The sequence below is a fragment of the Phyllobacterium sp. SL163 genome (assembly GCF_049896885.1).
GTDB lineage: Bacteria > Pseudomonadota > Alphaproteobacteria > Rhizobiales > Rhizobiaceae > Phyllobacterium > Phyllobacterium calauticae.
The window spans coordinates 535434-553874 of the sequence record NZ_JAFCVE010000002.1 but is presented as its reverse complement, the minus strand read 5'-3'; the positions used below and the strand labels follow the sequence as shown (position 1 = coordinate 553874).

Annotated in this window: 14 protein-coding genes and 1 tRNA gene; 4 read left to right on the top strand and 11 right to left on the bottom strand. The window is 59.8% G+C overall.

Annotated elements, in window-relative coordinates:
- From ACP7B1_RS06300 to ACP7B1_RS06290, 3 genes are read right to left on the bottom strand one after another with little or no spacing between them, the layout of a single operon-like run.
- Entirely contained in the window at positions 1 to 1104 is a 1104-nt protein-coding gene (locus ACP7B1_RS06300; RefSeq protein ID WP_426136742.1) for an ABC transporter substrate-binding protein, read from the bottom strand.
- A complete protein-coding gene (locus tag ACP7B1_RS06295) occupies positions 1101 to 2486 on the bottom strand; it encodes a sensor histidine kinase (protein ID WP_346307609.1) in 1386 nt (461 codons plus the stop codon). Before ACP7B1_RS06295 ends, ACP7B1_RS06300 begins: the two co-directional genes overlap by 4 nt.
- A complete protein-coding gene (locus tag ACP7B1_RS06290) occupies positions 2476 to 3153 on the bottom strand; it encodes a response regulator transcription factor (protein WP_223612394.1) in 678 nt (225 codons plus the stop codon). Before ACP7B1_RS06290 ends, ACP7B1_RS06295 begins: the two co-directional genes overlap by 11 nt.
- Positions 3154 to 3325: 172 nt before the next feature.
- Between ACP7B1_RS06290 and ACP7B1_RS06285 the strand changes: the two genes are divergently transcribed.
- Positions 3326 to 3760, top strand: a complete 435-nt coding sequence (locus ACP7B1_RS06285; protein WP_346307608.1) for an acetyltransferase — start codon at positions 3326 to 3328, stop codon at positions 3758 to 3760.
- Between the two features lie 58 nt (positions 3761 to 3818).
- Here ACP7B1_RS06285 and ACP7B1_RS06280 read toward each other — a convergent pair.
- Together ACP7B1_RS06280 and ACP7B1_RS06275 are read right to left on the bottom strand one after the other, a co-directional pair.
- Positions 3819 to 3895: transfer RNA gene (locus ACP7B1_RS06280), tRNA-His, on the bottom strand.
- Between the two features lie 224 nt (positions 3896 to 4119).
- A complete protein-coding gene (locus tag ACP7B1_RS06275) occupies positions 4120 to 4575 on the bottom strand; it encodes a phasin (RefSeq protein WP_105736338.1) in 456 nt (151 codons plus the stop codon).
- A gap of 290 nt (positions 4576 to 4865) precedes the next feature.
- Here ACP7B1_RS06275 and ACP7B1_RS06270 point away from each other — a divergent pair, with 290 nt between their 5' ends.
- A complete protein-coding gene (locus ACP7B1_RS06270; RefSeq protein ID WP_346307607.1) occupies positions 4866 to 8030 on the top strand; it encodes a histidine kinase dimerization/phospho-acceptor domain-containing protein in 3165 nt (1054 codons plus the stop codon).
- Between the two features lie 182 nt (positions 8031 to 8212).
- A complete protein-coding gene (locus ACP7B1_RS06265; protein WP_346307606.1) occupies positions 8213 to 10147 on the top strand; it encodes an AsmA family protein in 1935 nt (644 codons plus the stop codon).
- Between the two features lie 13 nt (positions 10148 to 10160).
- On the opposite strand, the gene ACP7B1_RS06260 is transcribed toward ACP7B1_RS06265, so the two are convergent.
- The 6 genes from ACP7B1_RS06260 to ACP7B1_RS06235 form a co-directional block, all read right to left on the bottom strand.
- Positions 10161 to 10979 (bottom strand): ABC transporter permease, encoded by an 819-nt coding sequence (locus ACP7B1_RS06260; protein ID WP_223611740.1) that lies wholly within the window; start codon positions 10977 to 10979, stop codon positions 10161 to 10163.
- A gap of 1 nt (position 10980) precedes the next feature.
- Positions 10981 to 11892 carry an ABC transporter permease subunit gene (locus ACP7B1_RS06255; protein ID WP_288192018.1) on the bottom strand — a complete coding sequence of 304 codons (912 nt, stop codon included), beginning with the start codon at positions 11890 to 11892 and terminating at the stop codon, positions 10981 to 10983.
- 9 nt (positions 11893 to 11901) lie between these two features.
- The gene (locus ACP7B1_RS06250) at positions 11902 to 13047 is read right to left on the bottom strand and encodes an ABC transporter ATP-binding protein (RefSeq protein WP_426136737.1); all 1146 of its coding nucleotides are present in this window, start codon (positions 13045 to 13047) and stop codon (positions 11902 to 11904) included.
- Between the two features lie 67 nt (positions 13048 to 13114).
- Complete coding sequence (locus tag ACP7B1_RS06245; RefSeq protein WP_346307604.1) at positions 13115 to 14206, bottom strand: polyamine ABC transporter substrate-binding protein; 1092 nt, start codon at positions 14204 to 14206, stop codon at positions 13115 to 13117.
- 167 nt (positions 14207 to 14373) lie between these two features.
- A complete protein-coding gene (locus ACP7B1_RS06240) occupies positions 14374 to 15321 on the bottom strand; it encodes a DMT family transporter (RefSeq protein WP_346307603.1) in 948 nt (315 codons plus the stop codon).
- A gap of 96 nt (positions 15322 to 15417) precedes the next feature.
- Positions 15418 to 16839: a helix-turn-helix domain-containing protein gene (locus ACP7B1_RS06235; protein ID WP_346307602.1), complete on the bottom strand. Its 1422-nt coding sequence runs from the start codon at positions 16837 to 16839 to the stop codon at positions 15418 to 15420.
- Positions 16840 to 17089: 250 nt separating this feature from the next.
- On the opposite strand from ACP7B1_RS06235, the gene aceA reads away from it, so the two are divergent.
- Complete coding sequence (gene aceA / locus ACP7B1_RS06230; protein ID WP_346307601.1) at positions 17090 to 18379, top strand: isocitrate lyase; 1290 nt, start codon at positions 17090 to 17092, stop codon at positions 18377 to 18379.
- Positions 18380 to 18441 lie beyond the last annotated feature (62 nt).

Below are 18441 nucleotides of genomic sequence, written 5' to 3'. Positions count from 1 at the left end.
TTACTCCCGTGTCCATTCCGGGCTGTTGAGTTCGATCAATGAGCGCGACCAATCCTCGATGAAGCGCTGTCTCTGCGCCCAATCCTGCACTGCCAGCAGCCCTGGCCCGATGCGGATGGGTTGGGCGATTCCCGATTCCTTCAGGTTCTGCGGCCCGTCGACATCCGGCGGCAGGCCGCCCGTTTCGGAAAAATAGAACGCATTGCTCCGCGCAATCGACTGGCCGCGCTCCGACAGGAGATAATCCAGGAACTGCGCGCCAAGGTCGCCGCGCTCTGCGGATTTGGGAATAAGCGCTCCACGGCTGAGCACCAGCGTATAGTCCCGCGGCACGACAACCCTGAGATCCGGATGCCTTCGCGCCGCGTCATAGGCATAGGAACCCAGCATGTTGTAGCCGATATAGAGGCGTCCGCTCGCTACCTCTTCGAGAATTTCGCCCGTGCAGCATCGCGCCACCGCAGAAGCGCGTGCCATGCTTTCCAGCAGGCGGCCGAAGACGGTGTTCGTCTGCCGGGCGTCGTTGAAGGCCAGCAAATAGCCAATGCCCGAGAGGCGGATATCGTAGGTGCCGACACGGCCGCGATAGTAATCAAGACGTTCGCGCAGGAGGTCGGCGAGTTCCACATGGGTGCGCGGCACCTCGGCTGGCGGGACCTTGCGGGTGTTGTAGACGAAGACGGCCGGTTCATAGGTGAAACCAAAAACCTCGTCGCGCCAGTTGGCCCAATCCGCCACACGCAGCGTTTCCGGCGATGTGTGGGACGCGGCACAGCCATCATTGGCCAGTTTCAGCAACTGATCCACTGACGACGACAGGAGCAGGTCCCCGAGCGGCTCGTCCTTGCGGCAGGCTTCGCTGGCCAGCGCATGCAGTTCATTGGTGAGATACTCGATGTAATCAATCGATATGCCCGGTGCGGTGCGCTGAAAATCGTCGATTAGCGGCTTCATAGCGGCCAGATCGGTGGTCGAATAGATCGTCAGCTTGCCGGTTTCCGTCTGCAGCGCCGGAAATCGTGTATGATTGTCCGTTGCCGCCAGAACCTGCGATGTCAGCGCTAAGATCGTGGCAATCAGGACAGCCGTGAAACGTTTCATCATTTCGCGGGCCCCTTATACAGCGGCAATGTCAGGATAACCGTAAAGCTCTTCTCATCCCGTGCGCGAAAACCCAGCGTGCCGCCATGGGCATTGACGACTTCCTGGGCAATGGCGAAGCCAAGGCCCGAACTGCCTTCGTGCGATTTCGATGTCGCGAAACGCTGGGTGGCTTTTTCCCAGCCCTCCGGCGGAATGCCGGGGCCGTCATCCTCGACCTCGACATAGGCGTCGAGCGCGTCGGAGCGCACCCGCACCTCAAGCCGCTGATCTGTTCCGTGCCGCAGGGCATTGTCGATGACATTGACGATAGCTTCGCGCAGGCTGACCGCATCGCCGAGGACAAAGGGGCGGTCATCGGGCGCTTCGAACGAGATGACGATATCGGGGTCCACGGTGATGGGAATGGCGGCGCGGTAGGCACGGCGGGCCACGTCGACGAGGCTGATCGGCTCGAGCTGGATGGAGTCGGCGCGGTGGATGACCATGGCGTGGCTGAGCAACTGGTTGGTCAGGCGCGCCAGCTCGCCGGTGCGCTGCTGCACGCGCTCGAAATGCTGCCGTCCGGTCTTGTCCAGCTTGTCATGCCCAAGAAGATCGATCTGTGCGGACAGGGCCGTCAGCGGTGTCCGGATCTGATGCGCGGCATCGGCGATGAACCGTTGCAGCAGGTCAACACGTTCATTCAGGCGGCCCATGAAATGATTGATGGAACTGACAAACGGATCGAGTTCGCGCGGAACGCCGACCGAAACCGGCGTCAGGTCGTGCGGGTCACGGCGGCGCACGGCCGCCCCCAATCGCTCTACGGGCTGCAAGGCATAGCGGATGGCCAGCATGGCACCGGCAAAGGCGAGAAAGCTCATGACGACGACAAGGATGGTGGCACGCAGCGTCAGTTCACGCGTCAGAGCGGAGCGCGCCTCGTTGGTCTGCGCCACGACGACATAGGCATGCCCCGTCACCGACGGGTCCGCCAGCACGCGGGTGGCGCGGGCTATGCGCACCGCCTCGCCCTTGTAGATACCTTCGCTGATGCTGACGGCGTCGCGCGCACCATCCGGCGGCGCCGGGTTTTGCAGATCATCATAGCCGGTCACTGTTTTGCCGTTGGTATCGATGACGCGGTAGAAAATCCGGTCGCGTTCGGCAAGACCGAGCAATTCAAACGCCGATGTGGGCAGACGGGCGCTGAGCGCGCCTCTTTCGACGGAAAGACTCTCGGCCATTTGCAGGGCAGCGCCGACAAGCAGCCGGTCATAGGCCTTGTCGGCCGCTGTTTCCGCGTAATACCAGGCCGCGCTGACAAGAATCGCCGCACCGATACCCAGAACCAGCGAAATACGCCGGGCCAGACGGGCAAAGAGGGACGGCTCATGCTGCATCGCCGGCCACCAGTTGATAGCCGAGCCCGCGCACTGTCACGATACGCGCCTGCGCGCCTTCCAGTTTCTTGCGCAACCGCCCGACATAGAGTTCGATGGCATTGGCATTGGCCGCCTCGTCGAACCCGAAAATCTGGTCGAGCAGTTCGTCCTTGCTGAAAACACGGCCGGGCCGCGCCGCCATGACTTCAAGCAATGTCAGCTCGCGCCGCTTCAACTGGACTTCGCGCTTGCCGACATGGACGGACCGTGCGCCACGGTCGATGGCGATATCGCCGCATTTGATCAGATTGGTCGCCTCGCCGCCGGTGCGCCGCCGGATCAGCACGCGGGCGCGCGCCTCAAGCTCGCGAAAATCGAAGGGCTTGACGAGATAATCATCCGCACCGAGATCGAGGGCGCCGACGCGGTCCTCGATCTCGGAACGCGCCGTCAGCACGAGGACGGGAACGGCATTGCCGGATCGGCGCAGGCGCTTGAGAATCTCAAAGCCGTCCATGCCCGGCAGCATGACATCAAGGATGATCAGCGAATATTCAGTGAAATCGATGATTTCCGCCGCGGCACGGCCGTCGGTTTCCCAATCGACAGCATGGCCGATCGCCTCGAAACGCTTGGCGATAGCCTCCCCCACATCATGCGTATCCTCAACCAGCAATATGCGCATGGTTTTCATTGGCATGAACGCCCGCCGGGATCAATTGACGATGAATGCTTTTACCATGCAGGGATTGAATGCAGCGGACGCATGGGCCAGGCGAACCCGACCGCTTGGCAAACGGGCGCCGGGGCGATATCGAACTCCCGTTGACGACATCTTGCAGAGAATGAAGATGATGATGATCCGACCGATACGGCCCGACGACATACCGCCGCTCGTGGCAATCTGGGAAAGCGCCGTCCGGGCGACGCACCATTTCCTGTCCGAAGCAGACATCCAGTTCTTCCTGCCGCTCGTGCGCGACGAAGCTCTTCCCGGACTTGAAGTGTGGGTGGCACAGTCGCCATCCGGCCCGCTTCTGGGTTTCATGGGCCTGTCGGGTGCCAAGGTGGAGATGCTGTTCGTCGATCCGGCATGGCACGGCCAGGGAACCGGGCGGCAGCTTCTGGATCACGCGCGAACGCTCAAGGGCCGGCTCAGCGTTGATGTGAACGAGCAGAATCCCGACGCGCACGGCTTTTACAGACATTATGGATTTGTTGCCGTCGGGCGTTCCGAGCGCGACGGATCGGGCCGCCCTTTTCCGCTGATTCACATGCAGCAGCCAGCCTGAGAACTGGTTTGATCCGGCTTTGTATTTTGCGGGGTATTGGGGAGGCTTTGGGAAGAAGTGGTACGGACGGGTGGATTCGAACCACCGACCTCAGGAGCCACAATCCTGCGCTCTAACCAACTGAGCTACGACCGCGCACCGTCTTCTTTTCGACAGGGGTCACATACGTAAGATTGATGCTTTTGGCAAGCACCCGATGCAACAGAAAGGTAAAAACCAACAAAAAAGAAAAGGCCGGGGGAGGAACCGGCCTTTTCCATTAATGCAAGACCCATACGGGAGGAACTATCGGGTCTTGCTTGTCCAGCGTCCGGGAGGAGGAGTGCCGCCGGAGTATTTTTTCATCAAGGGCCGTTAAATCAGGCGACCTTGACGTCCTTGATTGCCTTCTCGACAGCCGACTTGACCGGAGCGGAGATTTCTTCAACAGCCTTGGTTGCAACTGTCTGGAATTCCTTGGCCTGGTCGGTCAGGGCTTCAGCCTGCTTGCGAACGAATGCGCTCTGCAGTTCGATGACTTCGCCGAAAGACTTAACACCGATCAGGGCTTCGATATGAGCGAAGCTGGCTTCGGTGTTGGCGCGCAGCGCAGCCAGAGCCTTGAGGGAGAGAGCAGCAGTGTTCGACTGTGCAGTTTCAAACGTGCTTTCGAGTGTCTTCTGGGCAGCTTCGGCCTGATCCTTGATCTTGGCATAGGCTTCCTTGGACTGGGCAACGCCCTTCTCGGTGAATTCGCGAACCTGATCGGTTACAGCGGTCGCATCAAAGGCAGGGATCGAGAACGCATCAGCAGTCTGTTTGGTGGTCTTGCTCATAATATGTTCCTTCCATGTGCAGCCGGTCTATGCGACTGCTTGTGAATTCATGACACGTATATAACCCAATTTATTGTGCATTGCAACATTTCTTTCGCACCGCACAATCAAACGTCTGATTTTTCATCCAAATATTTTTGTGGAGCGTCTTCCAAGTTAACTAAACCAAGAGAAAGACGTGTGACGTAAGGGACTGTGAGTGGACGATTGATCGCCAGACGATTATTAACAGAGTATTAAGACAATCCGCAGACAGCGGATGCTTTATTGTGGAGTGCACCGGTCAAACGATGACGTCTGGAACTTACCCATTCATCGATATTGCCGTTCTGGATGAAATTCGCGAGCATTTTGCCAATGGCGATGCGCTTGTGGTGATTTCGCCGGATCTGGAGAATGTCATCTGGGCGAATGGCCAGGGTGCAAACGCGCTTGGCTATGCGACCATCGACGATATTCTCGATGCCGGCTCCGTGCTCAATGTACAGGCAAGACGCCAGCTCATGGCGCTCGACGGTTTCCCTTCAATCGGCCATGGCCGCACGGTGTCATTGCGTGTGGCCTTCGGCTTGGCCAGCCGCATCCTGACATTCCAGGCAAGCGACCTGACCCTGCCGCGCGGTGAAGCCGCCATCCTGCTGTCCATCGCCAATACGGCTCGACTGACATCCGAAGCGGAGATCGCCGCGCTGGCCATCAAGGGCTTTGGAGACAGCACCACCCATGCGGCCATGATCGATGCCGCCGGCACGGTCTTGGCGGCCTCCGAGCAGTTCCGCAGCATCGGCTTCAACGACAAGATGCTGGGCGATCTGGTGCGCGAAGTGCGGCTCGAACGCAACCGGCTGGTGAAACGCCCGGTGCAGACCGCCAACGGTTTTGTGCCGGCCGGCATAGCGCGGCTGACCGACAGCCCTGCCCTGCATCTTCTCTTCGCCATCCGCGACGTCAATGCAAGCGCAGAGCAACCGGTAAAAACCGCGGACAAGCAGCCCGAACCGCCCGCGGCACCGCCCATCACCGTTGTCCAGGAAGTCCGGGACAGCGGCGTCGAGGCCACGGAACCGCCGCACAGCACCCCCGCCGTTGAACCAGCGGGGCAACAGGCGGAGAACGCGGCGCCCGAGGATGAGCCTTTTCAGTACAGGCCCTCGGACAACCCTGTCCGTTTTGTCTGGAAAGTGGATGCGGATGCGCATTTCGACGAAATATCTCCCGAATTTGTCGGCGCGGTAGGCCCCAACTCGGCGGCGGTCATCGGAAAATCCTTCCGCGATGTCGCCAACGTCTACGGGCTCGACAGCGGCGGCGAGATTGCTGAACTTCTCGAACGGCGCGACACCTGGTCGGGCCGCTCCGTTCTGTGGCCGATCGAAGGCACCGATTTACGCGTGCCCATCGAACTGGCGGCCCTGCCGATCTATTCGCGCGAACGGGTGTTCATGGGCTTTCGCGGGTTCGGCGTTGCCCGCATGGGTGATGTTACGACCGATCCCGAGGCGATTGGCAAGGCGCTCGCGCCCAAGCCCGTTCCTCCCGTCGATGTGTTCAATGGCGAAAAACCCGCCATTGCCATCACACCCGCCGCACCGGTTGAGCCCGCCCGCGACGACGCCAGGACCGAAGCGATAGAAGGCAACGTCATCCCGTTGAAGACCAACCGTCTTCCGCGCGATGACGGGCGCCTGAACGATGCGGAACGCAATGCCTTCAGGGAAATCGCCGAACGGCTGCGCCGCGAAGTTCTGGCCGACAACCCGAAGGAAGCCGCCCCTGCGGCTGCCGTAACCAACGCCGAAGCGCCATCGGAACAGCCGGCAGTGCCCGCTCCCATCGTGCCGCCGGTTCCCGATGCGGAAGTCGTCGGCCCCGGGTTCACCGTGCCGGCAGACAACGAGGCAGCGGCAATTGCGGCCGATCCAGCGCCGCAGACGGATTTTGCCGAGAATATCCGCACACAAGCCCGGCAAGGCGTTGATACCGCCGTTCTCGCCGCCCTGCCTCTTCCGGTCCTCATCCATCGCCATGGCATTCTTCTCTACGCCAACAAGGCCCTGCTTGACGCCACGCTTTATGAAACGCATGAAAGCATCAACGCGGCAGGCGGCCTGAATGCACTTTTCGCCGAGAATCCGGAACAGGCCGACAGCGAGACAGCGGATGGTGTGAACCTGCGTCTGAGCGACGGTACGACCCGGCGCGTTCAGGCGCACCTTCAGGCCGTGCGCTGGGACGAGGACGGCGAACGCGCCCTGCTGCTGGCCTTGTCGCCTGAGGCGCAGCCGCCCGTGGTGCAATCGCCGGAACAGCGGTTCGACGACAGCGAGCGGCAGCTCCTGCAAACCCGCATCGACGAGTTGAATGCGATTCTGGATACCGCGACGGATGGGGTTATCCTGCTTGATTCCGCCGGTGCGATCCGTTCGGTCAATCATTCGGCGGCAGCACTGTTTGGCTATAATCCGGAAGACGTGGAAGGCAAGGCGTTCTCCCTGCTCTTTGCCATCGAGAGCCAGCGGACGGCCATGGACTATGTCAGCAGCCTGTCGGACAACGGGGTCGCCAGCGTTCTCAATGACGGCCGCGAGGTCATCGGCCGCGAAAGCAAGGGGCGGTTCATCCCGCTGTTCATGACCATCGGCAAGCTTGATGCGTCAAAAGGCTTTTGCGTCGTGTTGCGGGATATCACCCATTGGAAACAGGCCGAGGAAGAATTGCTCAGCGCCAAGCGCGAGGCAGAGCGCACCTCCAGCCAGAAGAGCGAATTCCTCGCCCGGATCAGCCATGAAATCCGCACGCCGCTCAATGCCATCATCGGTTTTTCCGAGTTGATGGCGGACGAAAAATTCGGCCCTGTCGGCAATGAGCGGTATCGCGACTATCTCCACGATATCAGCCGTTCCGGCAATCACGTTCTGTCACTGGTCAATGACCTCCTCGACATTTCCAAGATCGAGGCGGGCGCGGTGGAGTTCGACTTCCAGGCGGTTTCGCTGAACGACGCTCTCACCGAGGCGGTGGCGATCATGCAGCCGCAGGCGAACCGCGAACGGGTGATCATCCGCTCCAGCCTGACCTCGCGCCTGCCCGACATTGTCGCCGACCAGCGGTCGATCACCCAGATTGCCCTCAACCTCCTGTCGAACGCCGTGCGTTTTACCGGACCGGGCGGACAGGTGATCGTTTCGACCAGTTACGAACCCAGCGGAGACGTGCTTCTGCGGGTGCGCGATACCGGTATCGGCATGACGCGGCAAGAAGTCGAACAGGCGCTGCGCCCCTACAAGCAGATCACCACGCCCAAACATGCGCGCACCGACGGCACGGGTCTCGGGCTGCCATTAACAAAGGCCATGGCCGAGGCAAACCGCGCAAGCTTTGCCATCGATTCCGCGCCGGGGCGCGGCACGATGGTCGAAATCAGTTTTCCGTCGACCCGCGTCCTCGCCGACTGAAAATTGTAAGACAGCTTCCCATCGCCTCATTCAGTCCGCAATGCGATGGCAACGCTCTGCAACAAATTGGCGCCTGACCATCTCAGGCCCTTGAATTGCAACGCATCATCGCTAAACCGTAGATGGAGAAGCGTAAAACCTTCCGGCGTGCAGCCGGAAGAACAGCAGACATCGGAATATTCATGTCCTGGTACCGGCCGAGGAACATATTCGCGACAATCATCGCATTGGCTCTCGTTGCCGCGGGACTTCTCGCCGCTATTCCCTATCTCGTCAGCACGGATGTCATCCGTGCCCGGCTCATTCAGGAACTCAGCAACTGGACCGGCTACAGTGTCGAATCGCGGCAGATGCCGCAAATTTCGTTCTTTCCGGTCTTTTCCGCCTCGCTTGCCGACGTGACCATCCGCAATCCCTGGCAGAGTGAAGGCACACCCTTCATGAAGGCGGAACGCATCGAAGTCGATCTGTCGCTGCTTTCCGCGCTGATGGGCCGGACGGAATTCACCGAGACAACCATTATCCGGCCGCGTTTTGTCATCGACGAGCCGATCAAAAGCCTGTCACAGATCGGCGAATCCCTGGCAAAAACCGATGGGCGCATCGGCGACGTCATGCGCGAGGCACGGGCGGCCATCGAGGCCAATCCGGCAAAACCGGATATGAGCAATGTGTCGTCGCAGCCGTTCGGACGTATCCGGCTTGAAGATGCGATGGTGACGTTCAAGCGGCCGCTCAACGGGTCGGAAGAGCAGATTTCCAGCATCAGCGGCGTTTTTGAATGGCCGCAGACCTCGGGCGTCGCCAGCTTCCGCGGCAATGCCATCTGGCATGGCGAGGAAACCGAGATCGACAGCTCCGCCAGCAAGGCGCTGCTGCTGCTGGCTGGCGGCACCAGCCCGCTGCAGGTGAACCTGACATCGACGCCGCTCACCCTTGCTTTCAACGGCTCGGCCAATATTGCCAAGAACCAGTTCTTTCAAGGCACCCTGTCGCTGACCTCCCCGTCCCTGCGCCGGACGCTGGAATGGTCGAAGACCCCATCCATTCCCGGCGCGCCGATTGGCAGCTTCGCCCTCGACGCCACGGTTTCCGGCTCGGCCAACCGCATGAAGCTCGACGGTTTGACGGCAACCCTGAACAACAATCCGGCAAAGGGCGGCATTGAAATCGTCCTGAACGATGGAACGCCAAGCATCACCGGCACGCTCGCCTTCGAGACGCTTGACCTCCGCTCCGTGCTGTCGGGCTTCATGCCGCTGCCCGACGGGTCGGCCAACGCCAATGCGGTTATCGATACCCGCTTCCTCAAGCAGGCCAATGTGGACCTGCGCGTCTCCACGCAAAAGGCCACGGCGGGTTCGGTCAATCTGACGAATGTTGCCGCAACCGCGCAGGTTCGCAACGGCCGGGCCATTTTCGACATCGGCGAGGCCGCAGCCTTCAACGGCTCCATTGCCGCAAGTTTCCAGCTGGCCGAAGAAGGCGATGGCGGCGCCACGGGTGAACTGCGTCTCAACGGCACGGATGTGAACAGCGCGGCCATCGCTCCGCTGCTGGGGCTTGGCAACCGGTTCGAGCTCGGCAAAGGCACGATATCCCTCCTTCTCAAGGGACCGATCTCCCGGTGGTCATCGGCCATGGAGAACGCCAAGGGCACTCTCAGCATGCGCTTCGGCACGGGGCAGATCAAAAGCATCGATTTCAACAATCTGCTCAACCGGGCCAAAACGGACCGGTTTTTCAGCCTGAATGAAAAAACCGACGCCTGGCTGGCATTCGACCGGATGGAGATCAAGGCCAATATCATGGACGGCGTGGCAGCCCTCGAGACCGCGCAAGTCCAGATGAAATCCGGCGTGCTGAGCTTTGCCGGCATCGTCACCCTTATCGGCAAGAGCCTGGCCTTGACGGGAGACTATGCGGTGCCTGTTCCTGCTGCACCCGCACCCGCGCCAGCGGCAACAGCAGCCCCTGCTCCAGCGCCCGCCGACGCGACGGCGCAAGCTGCACCCGCCGACCAGAAGCCTGCGCCGGTATTCAACCACACGCGCTTCTTTATCGGCGGTTCCTGGGACAATCCGTTTATCTCGCCGATCATCGCACCGGCGAATTAAGTGCACCGAGAGGTTAGTGACGGGCAGCGGCCTGCTCGTCACGCGCCTTCTGCACCTCGCGGCGCTTGTTGGCAATCGACGCGATCACCACGCCCACCGCGACAACGGCAATCAGGATGGTACAGGCGGCATTGATCTCCGGCGTCACCCCGAGACGCACCTGCGAATAAATGCGCATCGGCAGGGTGGTGGCACCAGGACCCGAAGTGAAGCTTGAAATCACGAGATCATCGAGCGACAGCGTGAAGGCGAGCATCCAGCCGGATACCACCGCCGGCATGATCACTGGCAAGGTGACCTTGAAGAAGGTGGTGACCGGCGTCGCCCCGAGATCCATGGCCGCTTCTTCGAGCGAACGGTCGAACGTGACCAGGCGCGACTGCACTACGACGGCCACGAAACACATGGTGAATGTGATGTGGGCGAGCGTGACGGTCCAGATACCCCGGTCAAAGCCAATGGCGACGAACAGCAGGAGCAGCGACAGGCCGGTGATGACTTCGGGCATGACCAGCGGCGCGTAGATCATCGCTGAAAACAGCATCCGCCCGCGGAAACGGGTATAGCGGGTGAGCGCGAGGGCACCGAGCGTTCCGAGGATTGTCGCGAAGGTCGCCGAGATCAACCCGACGCGGATGGTCACCCACGCCGCATCGATAAAGCTCTTGTTGTTGAACAGCGACACATACCATTTGGTCGAGAAGCCGGCCCAGACGGTGACGAGGCGGGATTCATTGAACGAGAAGACAACCAGCAGCACGATCGGCAGGTACAGGAACGCGAAACCGATGACCAGCGAGACGATATTGAAGCGGGACCAGGTGGTGTTCATGTCACTTCTCGCTTTCCTGGGCTTTGGCTTCCGACCGCTGGAACAGCACGATGGGTACGACGAGCAGCGCCAGCAGAACCACGGCGACCGCGGAAGACAGCGGCCAGTCGCGGTTGGCGGAGAACTCGTTCCACAGGGTTTTGCCGATCATCAATGTCTCCGACCCGCCGAGAAGATCGGGAATAACGAATTCGCCGACAGCCGGAATGAAGACAAGGAAGCATCCGGCGACAACGCCGGGCAGCGACAGCGGGAACGTGATTTTCCAGAAGGCAGTGATGGGCGGGCAGCCAAGATCCTCCGCCGCCTCAACCAGGGAGTAGTCCATCTTTTCCAGCGTCGAATAGATCGGAAGCACCAGGAACGGCAGATAGGAATAGACGATGCCGATCAGCACCGCGGTATTGGTGTTGAGAATGTTCAGGGGCGTGTGGATGACATTGGCCCACATAAGAAACTGGTTGAGCAGCCCCTCAGGCTTGAGAATACCGATCCACGCATAGACGCGGATGAGGAAGCTTGTCCAGAAGGGCAGGATCACCAGCATCAGCAGGGTTGACCGCACGGTGGCGGGCGCCCGTGCCATGCCGTAGGCGATGGGATAGCCCACCAGCAGCGTCAGGAATGTCGAAATGGCAGCAATGATCACGCTGGACAGATAGGCTTTGACATAGAGCGGATCGCTGCCGAGGAAGGTATAGTTGTCCCAGGAGAACTGGGACACGCTGTTGATCAGCCCCTGCCAGCCCGCCCAGACATCAATCGTTGGCGTGTAGGGCGGTATCGCCATCGTCACTTGCGAGAGTGAAATCTTGAAGACGATGATGAACGGGATGAGGAAGAAAATCAGCATCCACAGATAGGGAACGCTGATGACGAGGCGGCTGACGACGGACGCGATCAATTTTTGCATGGCAGCCCCCTAAGCCGTCAACAGGATGCCGGCGTCGGTATCGAAATTGACCCAGACCTTGTCGTCATAGCCAAGCGGGTCTTCGACCGTGCGCACCGCGTTCAAACTGGCTGCCTTGATGATCCGGCCACTTTCAAGCCGGACGTGGAAAACCGTCATGTCGCCGAAATAGGCGATATCGTAGAGTTCGCCATGCGCCGCGTTGACGGCAGTGTTTGCCGGTTCCTTGCGGCTGAGGCGGATTTTCTCCGGGCGGATGGCAAACCCGACGGACTGGCCGGTGGAGCAGTCGCGCGTTGCATCCGTGCGAATGGTGATCCTGTCGGCCGGGACATCGATATCGACCTTGCCCGGCATCACTGTCGAGGCTGTACCTTCGAACATGTTCACATTGCCGATGAAATCCGCCACAAACTTGGAATTCGGGGCTTCGTAGACTTCCGCGGGCGTTGCCACCTGCTTGACTTTGCCCTTGTCCATGACGGCGATGCGATCGGCCATGGTCATGGCCTCCTCCTGATCGTGCGTCACGACGACGAAGGTCAGGCCAAGCTTCATCTGCAGGTCCATCAGCTCGAACTGCGTTTCTTCGCGCAGCTTCTTGTCGAGTGCCCCCAACGGTTCGTCCAGCAGCAGGACCTTTGGCCGTTTGGCAACGCAGCGGGCAAGAGCCACGCGCTGACGCTGGCCGCCGGACAGCTGATGCGGTTTGCGCTTGGCGAACTGCTCGAGCTTGACCAGCTTGAGCATTTCCGCAACACGCGCGTCGATTTCATTCTTCGGCATGCCATCCTGCTTCAGACCGAACGCGATGTTGCCCTCGACCGTCATGTGCGGGAACAGGGCATAGGACTGGAACATCATGTTCACAGGCCGCTTGTAGGGCGGGATGCCGCGCATATCCTGACCGTCAAGCAGGATACGGCCCGAGGTCGGCTCTTCAAATCCGGCCAGCATGCGCAGGAGCGTGGACTTGCCGCAGCCGGATGCGCCGAGAAGGGCAAAGAATTCACGATCGTAGATCGTCAGGGACAAGTCATCGACAGCGGTAAAGTCACCAAACTTTTTGGTTACATTCTCGAAGGAAATATAGGGTTTTGCTTCAGGATCATTCCAAGGTGCGAATTTACGGCGAAAGCTTCCCAGTGATTTCATGATTGCCCCGGCATTTTGGTCTTGACGTTAAAAACCCCGGCATTTTCTGCCGGGGTTTTCTCGAGATTTACTGGCCTGTTACCACTTTGGTCCAGAGCCGCGTGACGGTTCGCTGCGTTTTCGTGTCATAAGGCGTCACGGTAAAGAGCTTGGCCAATGTGGCCGCATCCGGATAGACCGACGGATTTTCCAGAATGGCCTTGTCGATGAATTCCTGCGAGGCCTTGTTGCCATTGGCATAGGACACGAAGTTCGAGGCTTTCGCCGCAACTTCCGGACGCATGATGTAGTTGATGAACTCGTGCGCTTCCGCCACATGCGGTGCATCGGCAGGGATGGCCATCACGTCAAACCACATCTGCGCACCCTGCGACGGAATGGCATAGTCCAGCTTCACGCCGGCATTGGCCTTTTCCGCACGCGACTTGGCCTGCAGGATATCGCCGGAATAGCCGAGTGCCAGACAGATATCGCCGGCAGCGAGTGCATTGATATATTCCGACGAATGGAACTTGCGGATCGACGGGCGAACCGCTGTCAACAGGTCCGCGCCCTTGGCAAGATCGTCGGGATTCTTGCTGTCCGGATCGAGGCCGAGATAGGCCAGCGTGGACGGCAGGACATCCGAGGCAGAATCAAGCACATGGACACCGCAATCCTTGAACTTGGCCGCCATCTCGGGTTTGAACAGGATATCCCAGTTCGGACGCGCATCCGATCCGAGAATTTCCTTCATCTTGTCGACATTGTAACCAAGGCCCGTGGTGCCCCACATGTAGTCGACAGCGTACTGATTGCCCGGATCATATTTTTCGATGCGCTGGTTGATCACATCCCACATGTTCTTCAGGTTCGGCAGCTTCGACTTGTCGAGCTTCTGGAAAACACCGGCGGCAATCTGGCGCTGCAGGAAGGATGCGGTCGGAACAACGACGTCGTAACCGGTTCCGCCTGCCAGCAGCTTGGTTTCGAGGATTTCATTGGAGTCGAAGGTATCATAGACAACCTTGATGCCCGTTTCCTTGGTGAAGTCAGCAAGGATGCTGTCATCAATATAATCGGACCAGTTGTAGACATTGACAACGCGTTCCTGCGCGCCGGCTGCCGTGGCAAGCCCAAGGGCGAAAGTGGCCGTTAAAAGGATGGATTTGATACCCATAAAATGCCTCCATGCTGCTGGCACCTGATCTTTCAGCCATGCCAGGGGTTCCCAAATTTCCCCTACCTTTTTAGATTGCGATCACTTCGTCAACAGGGTTGCAGCAACTCCCTCATCTAAAGTTGCAGATCAACGCAATTTTGATCGCCGCATTTTGGCGCACGGCGTCAGGCTGGTGGCTTTCGTGTCAAAGCCGCACGCTGGCGCCGGTATTCCCAGCCCAGATGAAAGAGCAATGCACAAAGGATGATACCGCCGCCAATGATGGTGCGCTGCGTCGGGACTTCATTGTGCAAAAGCCAGACCCAGACGGGCCCGAGTACAGGCTCGAGCGTTCCGATCAATGCGGCGAGCGCCGAGGGAATAAGACGGGCGCCACTGACGAAAAGGGCAAGGCCGAGACCAAGATTGACGGCCCCAAGAGCAAACAGGAAACCGAAATCCCGCACGCTCGCCGAGAATGATCCGCTCATCACCGAGGCCGCACAGGCGGCCATCACCACGCCGAGAAAAACCGCGGGCGTCATGCGCAGATGCGCCTTGCGCCGCGTGATCACCGTGGCGGACGCAAAGGCGATGGCAATCAGCAAGGCGAGAAGGTCGCCGATGGGAGAAACCGCGCCATCCAGCGAATCGGAAACCATGATGGCAACGCCGGCAATCACCACGGCAATGGCACCCCAGGTTGCAAGGCTGACCCTTTCGCGAAAGAGCACCCAGGAAATCAGCGCTGCCAGCAGCGGCACTGCCGCCTGGAGCAGCAGGACATTGGCGACCGTCGTGTAGGACAGGGCAACGATGAAGCAGGACGACGCGATGGCAAAACAGATGCCGACGCCCACCCCGGCCAGCCCCATGTTGCGAAACAGCCGCAACGTTCCGTGCGGACCATCGCGGACCAGCATGAAACACAAAAGGAAAAGCCCGGCGAATACGGACCGCCAGAACACCACGGTCCAGTTATCCGTGGTTTCGAGAAAGCGGGTCAGAGCGCCGCCCGTACTCCAGGCGATTGCCGAGCCCGCAACCAGCAGGCAGCCGACCGCGGTCTCCGACGCGCTCTTGGCGGGATCGGGCGCAGCAACCGGTGGCAGCGGGACGGACGAAACACTCATGCGGGTACAATGCCAAATTTCAAATCTGCGGTGAGTTTGGGAAACGACTGGAGATTGTCGCTTTCTGCATCGTTTTCGCCGGCAAATCCAGCGGCATCATTGAAAATCGAAGGCACTCAGGCCCGTCACCATCTCATCCAGCCCCAGCGGACGGGTGACCGGCGGCTCGGCACGCGAAAGACAGGCAGAGCGCTCGCAGAGACGGCAGGCCGGACCGACCGGCGTCGCACCGATATTCCTGCCGCCGAGCGCAGCGCCATAGACCGTTTCATCGGCGAAACCGATATCGCAGCCGAGCAGGATCGCCGTGCGTCGCGGGCGTTCATTGAAGCTGCCTTGCGGCCCCTCAAGCGTGCGGGCGATGGTCATGAACTCAGCGCCACCCGGCATCTCGATGGCTTCCACCAGAATCTGCCCTGGCTGGGCAAAGGCGGCATGCACGGCCAGCTTTGGACACTCGCCGCCGAAGCGCGACTGCGGATAGCCCTGTGCGCCTGCCCGGCGGAAGCGGTTGCCCGCATGATCCACCTCCAGCATGAAGAATGGAATGCCCGCAGCCCCCTGTCTTTGTAGGGTCGTCAACCGGTTGGCCGCCTGCTCGAAGGAGACATTGAAACGCGAGCGCAGCACGTCGACATCATAGCGGGCGCGCAGGGCAGCGGTCTGGAATGCCTGATACGGCATCATCAGGGCCTGAGCGGCATAACGGGCAAGTTCGAACCGGGCGATGCGGCGCGCTTCGTCGGAGGATAGCTTCAGCTCCTGGATCTCCGCCGCGATGACCACCTGCATGCGGATGAGCACCGCCTCGATGGCCAGCTCGCGCAATTGATCGAATGGCGACAGCCGTTCCGAGATGAACAGGCGCTGCGAATGGCGGTCATAGCGCCGCCGCCAGTTCGGCATTGTCGCGACCGGCAGGACGCGCACCGTGATTCCATGCTCGCTTTTCAGCCATGCCTTCAAGGCGCCTGAGAGATCATCGCCCGGCTTGATCAGATGGATGAAGCTGTCGACCTCCCCTTCAATGCGGGCAAAATGATTGGGCTTGCGCTCCAGCACGTCCCGCACTTCGCTGAGCGGCAAACGCGTCGCCGACAGCGACGGCACATGCCCTTCCTTTGCCAGCATTCCCGAGAGGTCGGACAGGCGCTCCAGCGATTCCCGGTAGGCACGGTACAGCTTGATGACACCGGCCGCCGCATTGGGTGCGGCATCACCGATCTCGATCAGTTCCTGGTCGCCGGGCAATTCACCGTTGAGCAAGGGATCGGAAAACACTTCTTTCAGTGCTGCCATGGACGAGCCGGTTTCGACCTGCAGCGTGTCGAGTTCGATCTTGTAGGTCGATGACAGTTTTAATAGCAGCTGCACCGTCAGCGGACGCTGGTTGCGTTCGATGAGATTGAGGTAGGACGGCGAAATGCCCAGCGCTTCGGCCATGGCCGTCTGCGTCAGCCCCTGCTCGTTGCGGATGCGCCGGATGCGGGGACCGGCGAATATCTTGCCTTCAGCCATTTCCACCCCTTATGTCAGCAATATTGACAAAATTTACACAATTTCAGGCAATCAACCAATATTACAATTTTTACAGATTTACAAACCATATTTGTCAAACACAACACATGCTAACTCGATAAATCCGCCGATTATAACGATATTTATTGGAATTACTGCACCGCAATGTAAATTCAGTCACATGAACGCAGCCATCGAAACTCCCAAACGACCTGTCTGCGATCGCGTCAACAGAAGCTGGAGAAAGATAATGACTGATTTTTACAATCTCGTACCCAATGCTCCGGGAGGTCGGTTCGATGGTATTGAACGTCCCTATACGCCTGACGATGTCAAAAAACTGCGCGGTTCGGTTCAGATCAAATATACTCTTGCTGAAAACGGCGCCAACCGACTGTGGCAGCTCATCCATGAAGACGGCTTCGTCAATGCCCTTGGCGCTCTGTCGGGCAACCAGGCGATGCAGATGGTGCGTGCGGGCCTTAAGGCGATTTATCTCTCCGGCTGGCAGGTTGCAGCCGACGCCAATACCGCTTCCGCCATGTATCCTGACCAGTCACTGTACCCTGCAAACGCTGCGCCGGAGCTTGCGAAACGCATAAACAAGACGCTGCAGCGCGCCGACCAGATCGAAACCGCGGAAGGCAAGGGCCTGTCGGTCGATACATGGTTCGCACCGATCGTTGCCGACGCGGAAGCCGGGTTCGGCGGCCCGCTCAATGCCTTCGAGATCATGAAGGCTTTCATCGAGGCCGGTGCTGCAGGCGTGCATTATGAGGACCAGTTGGCGTCGGAAAAGAAGTGCGGCCATCTCGGCGGCAAGGTTCTGATCCCGACCGCTGCCCATATCCGCAACCTGAACGCCGCGCGGCTTGCTGCCGACGTCATGGGAACGCCGACACTGGTCATCGCCCGCACGGATGCTGAAGCCGCCAAGCTTTTGACCTCCGATATCGACGAGCGTGATCGTCCCTTCGTCGATTATGATGCCGGACGGACCACAGAGGGCTTCTATCAGGTCAAGAACGGTCTCGACTCCTGCATCGCCCGGGCGATCGCCTATGCGCCGCATGCGGACCTGATCTGGTGCGAGACGTCGAAGCCGGATCTCGAACAGGCCAAGCGTTTTGCCGAAGGCGTGCGCAAGGAGCACCCGAACAAGCTGCTCGCCTACAACTGCTCGCCGTCGTTCAACTGGAAGAAGCATCTGGATGAAGCGACGATTGCCAAGTTCCAGCGTGAACTGGGTGCGATGGGCTACAAGTTCCAGTTCATCACGCTGGCCGGGTTCCATCAGCTCAACTTCGGCATGTTCGAACTGGCCCGCGGCTACAAGGAGCGTCAGATGTCCGCCTATTCGGAGCTGCAGGAAGCGGAATTCGCCGCCGAGGTAAACGGCTACACCGCCACCAAGCACCAGCGCGAGGTTGGAACGGGCTATTTCGATGCGGTCTCTCTGGCCATCACGGGCGGTCAGTCGTCGACGACGGCCATGAGGGAATCGACCGAGACGGCACAGTTCCGTCCGGCAGCCGAGTAACAGGCACCCAATCCGGACCGCCGGCGAGGCCCTTACATGCCGCCGGTCCATACGGGACAATC

Coding starts and splice junctions, on each gene's coding strand:
- ACP7B1_RS06300 (WP_426136742.1), bottom strand. CDS start 1,104: ATGATGAAACGTTTCACGGCTGTCCTGATTGCCACGATCTTAGCGCTG.
- ACP7B1_RS06295 (WP_346307609.1), bottom strand. CDS start 2,486: ATGCAGCATGAGCCGTCCCTCTTTGCCCGTCTGGCCCGGCGTATTTCG.
- ACP7B1_RS06290 (WP_223612394.1), bottom strand. CDS start 3,153: ATGCGCATATTGCTGGTTGAGGATACGCATGATGTGGGGGAGGCTATC.
- ACP7B1_RS06285 (WP_346307608.1), top strand. CDS start 3,326: ATGATCCGACCGATACGGCCCGACGACATACCGCCGCTCGTGGCAATC.
- ACP7B1_RS06275 (WP_105736338.1), bottom strand. CDS start 4,575: ATGAGCAAGACCACCAAACAGACTGCTGATGCGTTCTCGATCCCTGCC.
- ACP7B1_RS06270 (WP_346307607.1), top strand. CDS start 4,866: ATGACGTCTGGAACTTACCCATTCATCGATATTGCCGTTCTGGATGAA.
- ACP7B1_RS06265 (WP_346307606.1), top strand. CDS start 8,213: ATGTCCTGGTACCGGCCGAGGAACATATTCGCGACAATCATCGCATTG.
- ACP7B1_RS06260 (WP_223611740.1), bottom strand. CDS start 10,979: ATGAACACCACCTGGTCCCGCTTCAATATCGTCTCGCTGGTCATCGGT.
- ACP7B1_RS06255 (WP_288192018.1), bottom strand. CDS start 11,892: ATGCAAAAATTGATCGCGTCCGTCGTCAGCCGCCTCGTCATCAGCGTT.
- ACP7B1_RS06250 (WP_426136737.1), bottom strand. CDS start 13,047: ATGAAATCACTGGGAAGCTTTCGCCGTAAATTCGCACCTTGGAATGAT.
- ACP7B1_RS06245 (WP_346307604.1), bottom strand. CDS start 14,206: ATGGGTATCAAATCCATCCTTTTAACGGCCACTTTCGCCCTTGGGCTT.
- ACP7B1_RS06240 (WP_346307603.1), bottom strand. CDS start 15,321: ATGAGTGTTTCGTCCGTCCCGCTGCCACCGGTTGCTGCGCCCGATCCC.
- ACP7B1_RS06235 (WP_346307602.1), bottom strand. CDS start 16,839: ATGGCTGAAGGCAAGATATTCGCCGGTCCCCGCATCCGGCGCATCCGC.
- aceA (WP_346307601.1), top strand. CDS start 17,090: ATGACTGATTTTTACAATCTCGTACCCAATGCTCCGGGAGGTCGGTTC.